Annotated in this window: 14 protein-coding genes; 8 read left to right on the plus strand and 6 right to left on the minus strand. The window is 65.7% G+C overall.

The features are described 5' to 3' along the window. Both JHD67_RS19585 and JHD67_RS19590 read left to right on the plus strand, forming a co-directional pair. The coding region (locus JHD67_RS19585) for an acetyl-CoA hydrolase/transferase C-terminal domain-containing protein (protein WP_304487907.1) at positions 1-835 on the plus strand (835 nt) is incomplete at its 5' end. Between the two features lie 29 nt (positions 836-864). Further along, positions 865-1,434, plus strand: coding sequence for a nucleoside triphosphate pyrophosphatase (locus JHD67_RS19590; RefSeq protein ID WP_199100863.1), 570 nt, complete (start codon positions 865-867; stop codon positions 1,432-1,434). Positions 1,435-1,459: 25 nt separating this feature from the next. On the opposite strand, the gene JHD67_RS19595 is transcribed toward JHD67_RS19590, so the two are convergent. Beyond that, positions 1,460-2,275, minus strand: coding sequence for a CPBP family intramembrane glutamic endopeptidase (locus tag JHD67_RS19595; protein ID WP_199100864.1), 816 nt, complete (start codon positions 2,273-2,275; stop codon positions 1,460-1,462). A 209-nt stretch (positions 2,276-2,484) separates the two neighbouring features. On the opposite strand from JHD67_RS19595, the gene JHD67_RS19600 reads away from it, so the two are divergent. After that, entirely contained in the window at positions 2,485-4,038 is a 1,554-nt protein-coding gene (locus JHD67_RS19600) for a TerC family protein (RefSeq protein ID WP_199100865.1), read from the plus strand. 27 nt (positions 4,039-4,065) lie between these two features. Here the strand turns inward: JHD67_RS19600 and JHD67_RS19605 are convergent, their stop codons facing one another. Continuing rightward, positions 4,066-4,461, minus strand: coding sequence for an MAPEG family protein (locus JHD67_RS19605; RefSeq protein ID WP_199100866.1), 396 nt, complete (start codon positions 4,459-4,461; stop codon positions 4,066-4,068). A 109-nt stretch (positions 4,462-4,570) separates the two neighbouring features. On the opposite strand from JHD67_RS19605, the gene JHD67_RS19610 reads away from it, so the two are divergent. After that, positions 4,571-5,431: a neutral zinc metallopeptidase gene (locus JHD67_RS19610; RefSeq protein WP_199100867.1), complete on the plus strand. Its 861-nt coding sequence runs from the start codon at positions 4,571-4,573 to the stop codon at positions 5,429-5,431. A gap of 148 nt (positions 5,432-5,579) precedes the next feature. Next, on the plus strand, positions 5,580-5,966 hold the full coding sequence (locus JHD67_RS19615; protein ID WP_199100868.1) for a YkgJ family cysteine cluster protein: 387 nt from the start codon (positions 5,580-5,582) through the stop codon (positions 5,964-5,966). A gap of 3 nt (positions 5,967-5,969) precedes the next feature. Here the strand turns inward: JHD67_RS19615 and JHD67_RS19620 are convergent, their stop codons facing one another. After that, on the minus strand, positions 5,970-6,749 hold the full coding sequence (locus JHD67_RS19620) for an anti-sigma factor (protein ID WP_199100869.1): 780 nt from the start codon (positions 6,747-6,749) through the stop codon (positions 5,970-5,972). Further along, a complete protein-coding gene (locus JHD67_RS19625) occupies positions 6,736-7,332 on the minus strand; it encodes a sigma-70 family RNA polymerase sigma factor (protein ID WP_199100870.1) in 597 nt (198 codons plus the stop codon). Before JHD67_RS19625 ends, JHD67_RS19620 begins: the two co-directional genes overlap by 14 nt. A 123-nt stretch (positions 7,333-7,455) precedes the next feature. Here JHD67_RS19625 and JHD67_RS19630 point away from each other — a divergent pair, with 123 nt between their 5' ends. Together JHD67_RS19630 and JHD67_RS19635 are read left to right on the plus strand one after the other, a co-directional pair. Then, a complete protein-coding gene (locus JHD67_RS19630; RefSeq protein ID WP_199100871.1) occupies positions 7,456-8,397 on the plus strand; it encodes a metallophosphoesterase in 942 nt (313 codons plus the stop codon). Next, on the plus strand, positions 8,394-8,741 hold the full coding sequence (locus JHD67_RS19635) for a cupredoxin family copper-binding protein (RefSeq protein WP_199100872.1): 348 nt from the start codon (positions 8,394-8,396) through the stop codon (positions 8,739-8,741). The genes JHD67_RS19630 and JHD67_RS19635 overlap by 4 nt, the downstream gene beginning before the upstream one ends. 93 nt (positions 8,742-8,834) lie before the next feature. Here the strand turns inward: JHD67_RS19635 and JHD67_RS19640 are convergent, their stop codons facing one another. Together JHD67_RS19640 and JHD67_RS19645 are read right to left on the minus strand one after the other, a co-directional pair. Continuing rightward, positions 8,835-9,635, minus strand: a complete 801-nt coding sequence (locus tag JHD67_RS19640; RefSeq protein WP_199100873.1) for a class III extradiol ring-cleavage dioxygenase — start codon at positions 9,633-9,635, stop codon at positions 8,835-8,837. A 133-nt stretch (positions 9,636-9,768) separates the two neighbouring features. Next, positions 9,769-11,643, minus strand: coding sequence for a DEAD/DEAH box helicase (locus JHD67_RS19645; RefSeq protein ID WP_199100874.1), 1,875 nt, complete (start codon positions 11,641-11,643; stop codon positions 9,769-9,771). A gap of 119 nt (positions 11,644-11,762) precedes the next feature. On the opposite strand from JHD67_RS19645, the gene JHD67_RS19650 reads away from it, so the two are divergent. Further along, on the plus strand, positions 11,763-12,331 hold a 569-nt coding region (locus JHD67_RS19650), incomplete at its 3' end, for an SDR family NAD(P)-dependent oxidoreductase (RefSeq protein WP_199100875.1).

Below are 12,331 nucleotides of genomic sequence, written 5' to 3' on the forward strand. Positions count from 1 at the left end.
TCGCAACAGCGCGTTTGCGCCGCCGGATGAAACCTCGCGCCAAATCGCCGACAACCTGATCGACTTCTTTCGCCATGAAATCGCCAAGGGGCGCCTGGGGCCGCAGTTGCTGCCCTTGCAGTCGGGCGTGGGCAACATCGCCAATGCAGTGTTGGCCGGCTTGAGTGCGGGCGGCTTCCGTGGGCTCACGGCCTACACCGAAGTGATTCAGGACGGCATGCTGGATATGCTGGCCAAGGGCGTGCTGGATGTGGCCTCCGCCACTTCGTTTTCGTTGAGTCCGGCGGGCATCGAACAATTCCTTGCCAACATTGACTACTTCCGCAAGCGCATCATTCTGCGCACACAGGAAATCTCCAACCATCCGGAGCTGGTGCGCCGACTCGGCTGCATCGCCATGAACGGCATGGTGGAGGCGGATATCTACGGCAACATCAATTCCACCCACGTAGCCGGCACCAGCATCATCAACGGTATCGGCGGCTCCGGCGATTTTGCGCGCAACGGCTTCCTGTCGTGCTTCCTCACGCCGAGCACGGCCAAGAACGGGGCCATTTCGTGCATCGTGCCGATGGCCAGCCATGTGGACCACACCGAACACGATGTCTCGGTGGTGGTCACCGAGCAGGGCCTGGCCGATTTGCGCGGGCTTTCGCCGCGTCAGCGCGCCAAGGTGATCATCGAACGCTGCGCGCATCCGAGCTATCGTCCGATGTTGCAAGACTATTTCGATCGCGCCATGCATGACAGCCGCGGCAAGCACACGCCGCATCTGCTCCGCGAGGCGCTGTCCTGGCACCAGCGTTTCCTCGACACCGGCGATATGCGACCGTAGAAGCCCCTTCGTCAATGGATTGCCCCGCCATGCTGTATCTCGCCTCCCAGTCGCCGCGTCGCCGTCAGCTGCTAGAACAGATCGGCGTGGTGTTCCGCGTCGTGGACGTGGATGTGCCCGAACGGCGTGGCGTGGGCGAGTCGCCGCGTGACTACGTGAGCCGGGTGGCCCGCGACAAGGCGCGGGCGGGCCTGGCCGCTCTCCAGGGGCCTGGCGCGGTGGTGCTGGGCGCCGATACCGAGGTCGTGCTGGACGATGAAGTGTTCGGCAAGCCCGCCGACGCAGGCGATGCCGCTGCCATGCTGCATCGCCTGTCGGGGCGCGTGCACGAGGTCATCTCGGTGGTGTGGCTGGTGAGCGCGCAGGGCGAGTGGAGCGATACCAGCCTGTCGCGCGTACATATGCCCGCCTTGGACGAGGCCACCGTCGCGGCCTATATCGCCACGGGTGAAGCCTTCGGCAAAGCGGGCGCGTATGCGATCCAGGGCCACGGCGCCAAGTTGATCGAGCATCTGGAAGGCAGTCATTCCGGCGTGATGGGTTTGCCCATCTACGAAACGGCCCGCTTGCTGCGCGCGCACGGGATCATCCCGGCCTGAGCGAATGATGCGTTGCCGGCGGGTGCTAACCACCAGGCATCAAGACGAACCAGGAGACGACGGCCAGCAGGTTGTTCATGCCGTGGGCAAGCACGGCTGGCCAGATCGAGCCCGATTGCACGCGCAGCCAACCCAACAGCAGGCCGAGCACGGCGAGGTTGGGCAGGGCGTACCAGAGGAAGGCGAGGTCGGGCAGGTGCACCACCGCGAACAGCGCGGCAGTGATCAGCACCGACCAGCCGCTGCCTACATAGCGTGCAACCGCCGAGAGCAAAACGCCGCGGAATAGCAGTTCTTCCACCAGTGGACCCAGCGTCACCACCAGCAGTGCTAGCGGCATGCGCAGCGACAACGGGGTATGCGCGCCCAGTTGCTTGATGTCCTGGCTCACTGCGTGCCCCCGCGCCAGCCACTGAGTCAACCAGCCGCCGACCAGCGGCATCATGGCGCCCAGTACCAGGGCGAGGGCCAGGAGGATCAACGGCCGGGGCGTACAGAAGCCCAGGCCGGGCGGTTGCGGCAGGGACCACAACGCTGGCCAGTAGCGCCGCGCCAGGTAGAGAATGAGGCTGGCCGAAATCAGCAGGGTAACCATCACCACTATGGCGCTGGCATCGCTGCGGACGATCCAGTCATGGCCGCGTGACAGCACGTCAATCAGTGCGCCGCCATGCGCGGCCAGGTCGAACAGGCCCGCGGCGATGACCAGCAGGCTGTAGACCGCCAGTTGTTGCACGAAGTACAGGGCAATCAGCCCCAGCGCATGCCACAGTGTCGGCGCCCGTGGCGTCGACGGCACGGGCGCCGCCTGGGTAGCTTGATTGAAGTGATTTGCATCCATGGCAGGCGGGTCCAGCGGGCACGCGCACGGTGATTTCGCCAGGACGCCGCGCATTCGCCATCTGACGACCACACGCTAGCCCTTGGCCGCGCAGCGGCGCAATCCTGCCCTTTGGCACGGGGCGGTGATGGCCTGCGCTGCGTTCACGCCATCGCCCTGTATAGTGACGGCTCATTCCAAGGAGGATCGCGGCGCTTAGGTGCCGACCCATGTTTGCTTTCGACTGGCTAGCCGACCCGACGGCATGGGCGGGTCTCCTCACCCTGGTGGTGCTGGAGATCGTGCTCGGCATCGACAATCTCGTTTTCATCGCGATCCTCGCCGACAAGCTGCAGGCGCGCGAGCGTGACAAGGCCCGTGTGCTCGGCCTGTCGCTGGCGCTGGTCATGCGCCTGGCCCTGCTGGGGGCGATGTCCTGGCTGGTGAAGCTCACCACGCCCATCGTCGAGTGGGGGGCGGTGTCGTTGTCGTGGCGCGACATCATCCTGCTGCTCGGCGGCGCCTTTCTGTTGTTCAAGGCGACGGTGGAGCTGCACGAACGCCTGGAGGCGGGTGACGATCACGATGCCGCCAAGCGCGCACCGGCGCGATTCTGGCTGGTGGTGGCGCAGATCGTGGCGCTGGATGCGGTGTTCTCGCTGGATTCGGTGATCACCGCCGTGGGCATGGTCGATCACCTGTCGGTGATGATGATTGCCGTGGTGGTGGCGATGATCCTGATGATCAGCGCCAGCAAGCCGCTGACGGCGTTCGTCAATGCGCGGCCGACGGTGGTGATTCTGTGCCTCTCGTTCCTGCTGATGATCGGTTTCAGCCTGGTGGCTGAAGGCTTCGGGTTCCACATTCCGAAGGGTTATCTGTATGCCGCGATCGGCTTCTCTATTATGATCGAGGCGTTCAACCAGACCATGCGCCGCAATCGCCAGCGCAGCCTGCTGGGCAGCGCGCGCAGCCTGCGCGATCGCACCGCGACGGCCGTGCTCAACCTGCTCGGCGGTGCCGGCGACGACGAAGACGCAGCGCCGAAGGCGGCCACTTCGTCCAGCGAGACGGGTATGGCGGTGTTCGGCAAGGACGAGTTGGCCATGGTGCAGGGTGTGCTCGATCTGGCCCATCGTCCGGTACGTTCGATCATGACCCCGCGCCCGGAAATCAACTGGATCGATCCGCGCGAAAGTCCCGAGCAACTGCGGGCTGAAGTGACCGCTTCCAGCCATGCCTGGTTGCCCGTAGCCGGCGACGATCTGGATCAATTGATTGGCGTGGCCTCTTCGCGCGACTTGCTCGCCAGCCTGCTGGAGCATGGCGGTATCGATACCGATCAGGTGGTGCGCAAGCCGCTTACCGTGCTGGAGTCGTTGAGCGTGCTGCGCCTGATCGAGGAATTCCGCCGGCAGCCCTTGCAGGTGGCGCTGGTGGTGGACGAGTACGGTAGCGTGCTGGGCCTGGTCACCCCGACCGACGTGTTGGAGGTGATCGCCGGCGAATTCCCCGACGAGGAGAGCGGCGATCCGTCGGCGGTGCAGCATGCCGATGGCAGCTGGATACTCGACGCCAGCCTGGATCTGCGCCGCGTCGAGCACCTGCTCGGCCGCAAGCTCAGTGGTGACGACAGTTTCTCCACCCTGGCCGGCTATGTGCTGGAACAACTGGGCCGCTTGCCCAGCGTGGGCGATACGCTTACCAGCGAAGGGCTGCACCTGGAAGTATTGGCGATGGATGGTGCGCGCATCGAACGCCTGAAGGTGACGCCGGTCGAGTGACCGGCGTCGGTGGCCGTGCTGACGGGTTCAGCCAGCCAGCATGGCGCGAACCAGCCCCGTGACGCCCAGCACCAGCAGCACTCCCCAGCCGGCGCTGGACACCATGAAACCCGGGCCGCGCTTGGCCGGGTCCTTCAGATAGGCCACCGCATACCAGACGCGGCCCACCACCCACACCAGGCCCGCCGCGCCACCCCACAGCGTGAAGCCGTACTGCACGGCCAGCCATAGCGTGGGCAGGAACATCACGGTCGATTCCAGCGTATTCATCTGCACGCGCCAGGCACGCTCGAAGGCAGGGTGGCCGCTGATTGCCGGGGCCTTGACCCCGTATTTCCCGCGGGCGTGGCCCACGGCCCACACGGTGCCGAACTGCAGCAGGATGGTGAGCAGAACGACGAGGGCGGGCAGGTGCTGAAGCATGGCGGTCTCTCGGAGGAAAGGGGGTCCACTGTAGCCATCGACTGCGCGCCGCGGGAGGGGTTATCGTGATCCGGTGGCGCCGCTCCGGTGCCCTAGCGAGGGACGTCGCATGGACTGGCAAAAAGGCGAGCGCAGTCAGAACGTCGAAGTCGATAGTGGTGGCGGCGGCCCGCGGTTTGGCGGCGGGCGAGGGATGGGACTGGGCGGCATCGTTATCCTGGCCATCCTGGGCCTGGTTTTCTTCAAGGACCCGACGGCCCTGCTGAACCAGGCGGGTAACGACGGCCAGGTGGCGGCGCCTCAAACCGGCCAACCGGCCCAGGTCGACCCTCAGACCAAGGATTTCGTCAGCGCCATTCTGGGCTCCACCGAAAAGACCTGGGGCGATATCTTCGCCGCGCATGGTCGCCAGTACGTCGACCCCAAGCTCGATCTGTTCTCCGGTGGTGTGAATACCGCGTGCGGTGCGGCCTCGACCGCGGTGGGGCCGTTTTACTGCCCGGGTGACCAGAAGGTGTATCTGGATGTCGCGTTCTTCCAGGAATTGCAGAACCGCTTCCATGCCTCGGGCGACTTCGCCCGGGCCTACGTGATTGCCCACGAAGTAGGGCACCACGTGCAGAATCTGCTTGGCATTTTCGATCAGGTGGAGCAGGCGCGTCGGCGTGGCGCGCCGATGGAGGGCGCCGATGGCTTGTCCGTGCGCCAGGAGCTGCAGGCCGATTGCTTTGCCGGTGTATGGGCCAATCACAGCCAGCAGCGCCTGCAATGGCTGCAGCCGGGTGATATCGAGTCGGCCCTGAATGCGGCCAGCAAGATCGGCGACGATGCCTTGCAGCAGCAGGCGCAAGGGCGAGTGGTGCCCGATTCGTTCACGCACGGCACCTCGGCGCAGCGCGTGAAGTGGTTCAAGGCTGGTTTTGACAGCGGCGATATGGCGGCCTGCAACACGTTTTCTGGCACGCCCTGAGCGCGCGCCGCCCGCTTGGCCGGGCGGCGTCTCGTCCGGCTGAGAGATCTTGGTTGGTCAGGCTAGGGCGTGGCAGTGCGTAAGCGCTCGCCGTTCTGGCTAGAATGGTGTTGCCGCGTGCCTTGGGGTGCGCTCGTGCCTGAAGTCTATGGTTCATCCCTGTCTGCGTTGCGGCGTCTGCTGCACCCAATATCGCGTGGCGTTTCACTGGTCCGAAGCCGAGCCGTCCCTGGGCGGCGTGGTACCGGTGGAGCTGACCGAGCCGCTGGACCCGCATCGCCTGGTAATGCGGGGCACCCAGGCCTATAAGCCGCACTGCATCGCCCTGCGCGGTGAGCTGGGCAAGTCAGCCTATTGCAGCATTCACCCCCGTCGACCCTCCGTGTGCCGCGAAGTGGAGCCGTCCTGGGAGTTCGGCCGCCCCAGCTCCCAGTGCGATAGAGCCCGCCTTGCCCACGGCATGCCGGTGCTCACGCCCCAGGACTGGGAAGACCTGGCCGCCGCGAACGCCAGCGAAACGACGCCCGCCCAATAGCGCTCAGCGCGGAGGCGGCGCGTTACCGTCATTCTGGAAAGCCAGTACGAACTGCCTGAGGTCGTTCGCCGCCACGTCGGAGATGGCGGCGTAGCTCATGCCGTCCGCGGTCCAGCGGATCACCGTGAAGCCTTGTCGCTGAACCTGACTCTGCGCGGCGTCGCTGTGCGTCGCCGGCCACTGGTACAGATTGATCACATGCAGGCGGCGCTTGTAGATCAGCGCGGCGACGGTATGGCCGTCGAGTGCATCCAGTCGGCCACCCACCAGCGGGAAACCTTCGTTCGCCAGATCGTGTACGCGCGGCGCGAAATCCAGCTTGCCCTCGAACCAGGGCTTGACGGTGTGCTGGTCGGTGGAGACCACATCCATCAGGTGCTGCACCTGCAGCGAGCGCACGTGGCCGGAGACGACCTGTGCCACCAGGGCATCGCCGCCATCCGCGGGACGCCATGCGTTCCACCAGAGCGGGCTGCCGATCAGCACCGCGGCGATGACGCTGGCGGCCATGGCGAGCCCCCATGGCACGCGACGCGCGCGCGGTGGCGTCGAAGGCGTGGCGTCTGGCGCCAGCGTGGCGTGCCATCGCTGACGCAGCGCATCCGGCGCCCGCTGGTACAGGGAGGGTTGAGCGATGGCCTTGCGCAGCATGGCGTAGGTGTCATACCGCGCCGCGCAGCCCGCGCATTCCTGCATGTGCCGGGCCACGGCGGCACTGTGGGCGGCGTCGAGTTCGTCGTCCAGATAGGCGTGCAGCAGCAACTGGGCGTCATCGCACATCATGGCGACGTACCTCCTTGGGGTGGCAGGTCAGCTCGACTTTCAGGCGCTCGCGGGCGCGGGCCAGGCGCGACATGACGGTGCCGATCTTCTGCTCGGTGATGGTGGCGATGTCCTTGTAGGAACACTCTTCGAGTTCGCGCAGCACGATCACTTCGCGCAGCGGCGGCGGCAGGCGGTCCAATGCGTGGCGCAAAGCATCGATGTCGACAGCGAGCAGGGTCAGGGTTTCCGGTGAAGGGGTTTCGTCGACCTGGGGGTGCGCGTCGTCATCCCAGCCAGTCAACTGTGGATCGTGTGCGCTGCGCGTGCGCCAGCTGTAGTAGGTGTTGCGCACGATGGCGAGCAGCCATACGCGCACATCGCCGCCGCGAAAGCTGTCGAAGTAGCGCAGGGCGCGCAGCAGCGCCTCTTGCACCACATCCTGCGCGTCGGTGGGGTTGCGTGTGAGCCAGTGCGCAAGGTTGTAGGCGGCATCGAGATACGGCAGCACCAGCGCTTCAAAGCGCGCACTGGGCGCCGCGTTGTGGCGGGAAGACTGGGCGGCCGGATCGGTGGGCATATCGGCATATACCTCGTTCGGCACCACTTTATTCCAAGCGCGTGTGGCGTTGGCGCGAAAGGGCTCGGTGGCGGAATAACTCGGCGCGCGGTGCGGTAGGAAAGGGTGGAGGGCGTGGTGCCCTTCATGCCCAGCCGGAGAGTCCTCATGCGTGATGCCAACGATTCCACCAACGAACGTCGTCGCCATTTTCTCGGCTGCATGGCCTGGGCCGGGGCGGGCACGCTATGGCTGATGAAAGGCGGGGTATTGCAGGCCCAACCTTTGGGCGGCGCGGATGCGGCATCGGCGGCCGATGCGAGTTTCAGTTTTGTCCAGATCAGCGACTCACACATCGGTTTTCACAAGGAACCCAACCCCGACGTTGCCGCGACCTTGCGGGCCTCGCTGAATATGATCAATGCGCAATCCACGCGCCCCGACTTCCTGCTGCATACGGGCGACCTGACGCACCTGTCGCGGCCGGAAGAGTTCGACACCCTGGGCCAGCTGATGAGCGAGGCACGCAGCGGCAAGGTGTTCTATGTGCCGGGCGAGCACGATGTGATTGGCGACAACGGTGCGGAGTTCTTCCGGCGCTTTGGCGAGCGGCAACAGGCCGGTGGTTGGTACAGCTTCGATCATCGCGGCGTGCACTTGGTGGGCCTGATCAATGTGCTGAACCTGCAGGCCGGGGGGCTGGGCTCGCTCGGCGCCGAGCAGCTCGCGTGGCTGAAGAACGATCTGGCGGGGCGCTCCGCCGATACGCCGCTGGTGGTGTTCGCACATATGCCGCTATGGCCGCTGTATCCGCCGTGGGGCTGGGGCACCGATGACAGCGCCGAGGCGATGAGCTATCTGCGGCGCTTTGGTTCGGTCAGCGTGCTCAACGGGCATATCCATCAGATTCAGCAAAAGGTGGAAGGCAATATCACGTTCTACACCGCGCGCTCCACGGCTTACCCGCAACCGGCGCCGGGGCAGGCGCCCGCACCGGGGCCGCTCAAAGAAGTGCCTCCGGGCTCCTTGCATCGCTACCTTGGCATACGCGATGTGCGCCACGTACAGGGTCGGCAGGCGCTTGCCGTCACCGAGGAGGTGCTGTCATGAATGCGTTCAGGGCGGTGGCCGTGGCGATGCTTTTACTTGGCATGCAGGGGGGCGGCGTACCTGCGGTCGCCGCGCCAGCCAACGCAGTGGACAAGCCGGTACGGATCGATATCCGCAACTTTGCTTTCGCGCCGGCCACCTTGACCGTGCCTGCCGGTACGCGCGTGGTGTGGACCAACCGCGACGATGAGCCGCATCTGATCACCAGCGCCGGCAAACAGTTCGATGCATCACGCGCCCTGGATACTGGCGATACCTATGCGGTGACGTTCGCCAAACCCGGTACCTATGCGTACTACTGCAGCATCCATCCCATGATGGTGGGCACCATCATCGTGCAGTGACGCAGCGAGCGCCGCGCTTCACCTGCCGCCATCCCATGTGAGGCCCGGGTGTGGGTAGCCGGTGCGCGTGCCTGCCTTGCGGGTCTGATGCGATCAGGCGGCGCTATCGCGCCCGTCGAAGCGATAGATGTCCATCGCCAACAGGCCATATTCGATGCCTGCGTCGATGCGTTGCGCGTGTGGGGCCGCCCCCGCCGCGCCCAGCGCGACGAACAGCGGTAGCAGATGCTCATCGGTGGGGTGGGCGCGTTCGGCAAAAGGTGCCTGTTGGCGGTAGTCGAGCAGTGCCTGCACATCGCCCTCGGTCAACTTCTGCTCGATCCAGGTGATGAACGGGCGCACGTAGGGCGCCTCGCGCTCTTCGCTATAGCCGGCGCCGAGATCGTGCAGGTTATGGGTGATGCTGCCCGAGCCGATCACCAGTACACCGTCGTCGCGCAGCGACGCCAGGGCGCGGCCCACGGCGTACTGGTGGGCTGGACCCAGTTGCGGCTGGATCGACAACGGCACCACGGGGATATCGGCCTTGGGATAGAGCAGGCGCAGCGGCACCCATGCGCCATGGTCCAGGCCATGCGTGGGATCGAGGGTGGTGGGCAAGCCCGCCTTGTCGAGCAACTCGGTCACGCGGGCCGCGAGCGCGGGCTCGCCCTGCGCGGGGTATTGCACGGCGAATAGTTCGCGCGGGAACCCGTAGAAATCGTGGATCGTTTCCGGGCGGGTCGCGCCACCCACCGTGGGCTGTCGCGCCAGCCAGTGCGCGGTGGCGATCACTATCGCCTTGGGGCGCGGCAGTGTGGCGGCCAGTTCTGCCAAGCGTTCGCCGACCTGACCCGGCTGGATCGCGGTCATGGGGGAGCCGTGGGAGATATAGAGGCTGGGCAGCGTGCTCATGGCGGTTACCTGTGGGGACCGTCATAGAGTAGGGGCTGGGCCCGCCGTTGCAGCGTGCGTGCGGTGAACGATCCGTTACGCAAACGGAACGATGCACCGTCGTCCCGGCGGTGGCCGGGACGACGGTGGGGTATTACTTGCGGCGAGGGGGCTTGCCGCCGCCCTGGCCGTGCGGACGCGGCTTGCCGCCACCGGGGCCGGACTTCTTGAAGCCGCCAGGGCGATGGCCGCCCGGGCGGCGCTGCGGGGCCTCGCTGGCGCCACTGTCATCGCCATCCCATTCCTTGATGCGCAGCTGGTGCTGGCTCACCCACACCTTCTGCAGGTGCTGGAACACTTCGGCAGGCATGCCATCGGGAAGGTCGATCAGGCTGTATTCGCCACGGATGCTCAGGCGGCCGATGAACTGGCTTTCCAGACCCGCTTCATTGGCGATGGCGCCGATGATGTTACCCGGCTTCACGCCGTGCTCATGGCCCACTTCAATGCGATAGGTGCGCTTGCCTTCCTCGGTGTGGTGCGCACGCACCGGGCGGGGGGCGAACTCCCGCGGTGCGCCATCGCGATCACGGGAGCGATGTTCGCGTTCGCCGCGATGATCGTGCTCACCACGCTCGCGACCACCCTGTTCACGGCCATGCTCACGCGGTGCGAACTCGCGCTTGGACGGCGGTGCGAGCAGCAGCGGCTGGCTACCCTGGGCGATGCGTGCCAGCGCGGCGGCGATCTCCACGGCCGGAATGTTGTGCTCTTGCTCGTACTGCTCGATCAGCTGCTGGAACAGGTCCAGTTCGCCCAGTGCCAGCGTGTCGGTAATGCGCTGCTTGAACTTGGAGATACGCTGGTCGTTGACCGCTTCGACGGTGGGCAGCTTCATCTCTTCGATGGGCTGGCGGGTGGCGCGCTCGATGGCGCGCAGCATGCCCTTTTCGCGCGGGGTGACGAACAGAATCGCCTCGCCGCTGCGACCCGCACGGCCGGTACGGCCGATGCGATGCACGTAGCTTTCCGTGTCGTACGGAATGTCGTAGTTCATGACGTGGCTGATGCGCTCCACGTCCAGGCCGCGCGCGGCCACGTCGGTAGCCACGAGGATATCCAGCTTGCCGTCCTTGAGCTGCTGGATCACGCGCTCACGCTGCGGCTGGGCGATATCGCCGTTGATCGCAGCGGCCGCCAGGCCACGGGCCTGCAGCTTCTCGGCCAGTTCCTCGGTGGCCTGCTTGGTGCGCGCGAAGATGATCATCGCGTCGAACGGCTCAGCCTCGAGAATGCGCGTCATCGCATCCAGCTTGTGCATGCCACTGACGAACCAGTAGCGCTGGCGAATATTGATGTTGGTGGTGGTCGCCGTCTTGATGGTGACTTCCACCGGCTCCTTCAGATGGTGCTGCGCGATCTTGCGGATCGGCGGCGGCATGGTGGCCGAGAACAGCGCGACCTGACGGGTCGGCGGCGTGGCCTGCAACACCTTTTCCACGTCGTCGATAAAGCCCATGCGCAGCATTTCGTCGGCTTCGTCGAGCACCAGGTACTTCAGCTCGGACAAGTCCAGCGTGCCGCGCTCGAGATGATCGATCACGCGGCCTGGCGTACCCACCACCACGTGCACGCCGCGCTTGAGCGAGTGCAACTGCGGGCCATAGCTCTGGCCGCCGTAAATCGGCAGCACTTGCAGGCCGGGCATGTGGGCGGCGTAGCGCTGGAATGCTTCGGCCACCTGGATGGCCAGTTCGCGCGTGGGCGCAAGCACCAGCGCCTGCGGCTTGCCGGGACGCAGATCGAGGCGCGACAGGATGGGCAGCGCGAAGGCGGCGGTCTTGCCGGTGCCGGTCTGGGCCTGGCCCAGCACATCGCGTCCCTCCATGAGCGGGGGAATGGTGGCCGCCTGAATCGGCGAGGGTGATTCGTAGCCGACGTCGGTCAGTACGCGCAGTACCTCCGGATGAAGGCCAAGCGCAGCAAAACCGGCGGCTGCCGGCTGGGAATCGGAAGACGGGGAGGACATGGGGAACCTCGACATGGCATGCACGGAGGCATGCGGGAGAATGGCGGTATTGTAACAGGCTGGCCCGGCTAAGCCGGGGTTTTTCTTGCAACTCTGGCGTTATTCACAGAGGAAAATTCATGTTCGGACGTCTTGATGGTCGGGTGGCGCTGGTCACCGGCGCGTCTTCAGGCATTGGCGAGGCCACCGCGCTGGCGCTGGCCGAGGCTGGCGCCAAGGTCGCGGTTGCGGCTCGCCGCCGCGATCGGCTGGAGGCACTGGCCCAGCGGCTGACCGCACTGGGAGCGGAGCCTATGATACTGGTGGCCGATCTCGGTGATGAAGCGCAGGCGCAGCGCGTGGTGGCCGATACCGAGGCGCGCTGCGGGCGCCTGGATATTCTGGTGAACAACGCCGGGGTGATGTACCTGGAGCCGGTCGTGGACGCCGACCTGCAACGCTGGCGACATATGCTCGAACTCAACGTGCTTGGGCTGATTGCCGCCACCCAGGCAGCACTGCCCGGCATGCGTGCGCGGCGCGAGGGACATATCGTGAATATTGCCTCCACCGCCGGACGCACCGCCAACCCGAACGCGGCCGGCTACGCGGCAACCAAGTTCGGTGTGGTGGGGTTTTCCGAAGCACTGCGACGCGAGGTGTATCAGCACAATATTCGCGTCAGCGTGATCGAGCCCGGCGTGGTGGA

This window comes from Dyella sp. ASV21, assembly GCF_016428975.1.
Taxonomy (GTDB): Bacteria; Pseudomonadota; Gammaproteobacteria; order Xanthomonadales; family Rhodanobacteraceae; genus Dyella.

What these genes read in the sequence shown, in the direction of transcription:
- JHD67_RS19640 (WP_199100873.1), bottom strand. Translation starts at nt 9,635, where the DNA reads ATGAGCACGCTGCCCAGCCTCTATATCTCCCACGGCTCCCCCATGACC.
- JHD67_RS19645 (WP_199100874.1), bottom strand. Translation starts at nt 11,643, where the DNA reads ATGTCCTCCCCGTCTTCCGATTCCCAGCCGGCAGCCGCCGGTTTTGCT.
- JHD67_RS19595 (WP_199100864.1), bottom strand. Translation starts at nt 2,275, where the DNA reads ATGGATGCAAATCACTTCAATCAAGCTACCCAGGCGGCGCCCGTGCCG.
- JHD67_RS19605 (WP_199100866.1), bottom strand. Translation starts at nt 4,461, where the DNA reads ATGCTTCAGCACCTGCCCGCCCTCGTCGTTCTGCTCACCATCCTGCTG.
- JHD67_RS19590 (WP_199100863.1), top strand. Translation starts at nt 865, where the DNA reads ATGCTGTATCTCGCCTCCCAGTCGCCGCGTCGCCGTCAGCTGCTAGAA.
- JHD67_RS19610 (WP_199100867.1), top strand. Translation starts at nt 4,571, where the DNA reads ATGGACTGGCAAAAAGGCGAGCGCAGTCAGAACGTCGAAGTCGATAGT.
- JHD67_RS19615 (WP_199100868.1), top strand. Translation starts at nt 5,580, where the DNA reads ATGGTTCATCCCTGTCTGCGTTGCGGCGTCTGCTGCACCCAATATCGC.
- JHD67_RS19635 (WP_199100872.1), top strand. Translation starts at nt 8,394, where the DNA reads ATGAATGCGTTCAGGGCGGTGGCCGTGGCGATGCTTTTACTTGGCATG.
- JHD67_RS19630 (WP_199100871.1), top strand. Translation starts at nt 7,456, where the DNA reads ATGCGTGATGCCAACGATTCCACCAACGAACGTCGTCGCCATTTTCTC.
- JHD67_RS19620 (WP_199100869.1), bottom strand. Translation starts at nt 6,749, where the DNA reads ATGATGTGCGATGACGCCCAGTTGCTGCTGCACGCCTATCTGGACGAC.
- JHD67_RS19600 (WP_199100865.1), top strand. Translation starts at nt 2,485, where the DNA reads ATGTTTGCTTTCGACTGGCTAGCCGACCCGACGGCATGGGCGGGTCTC.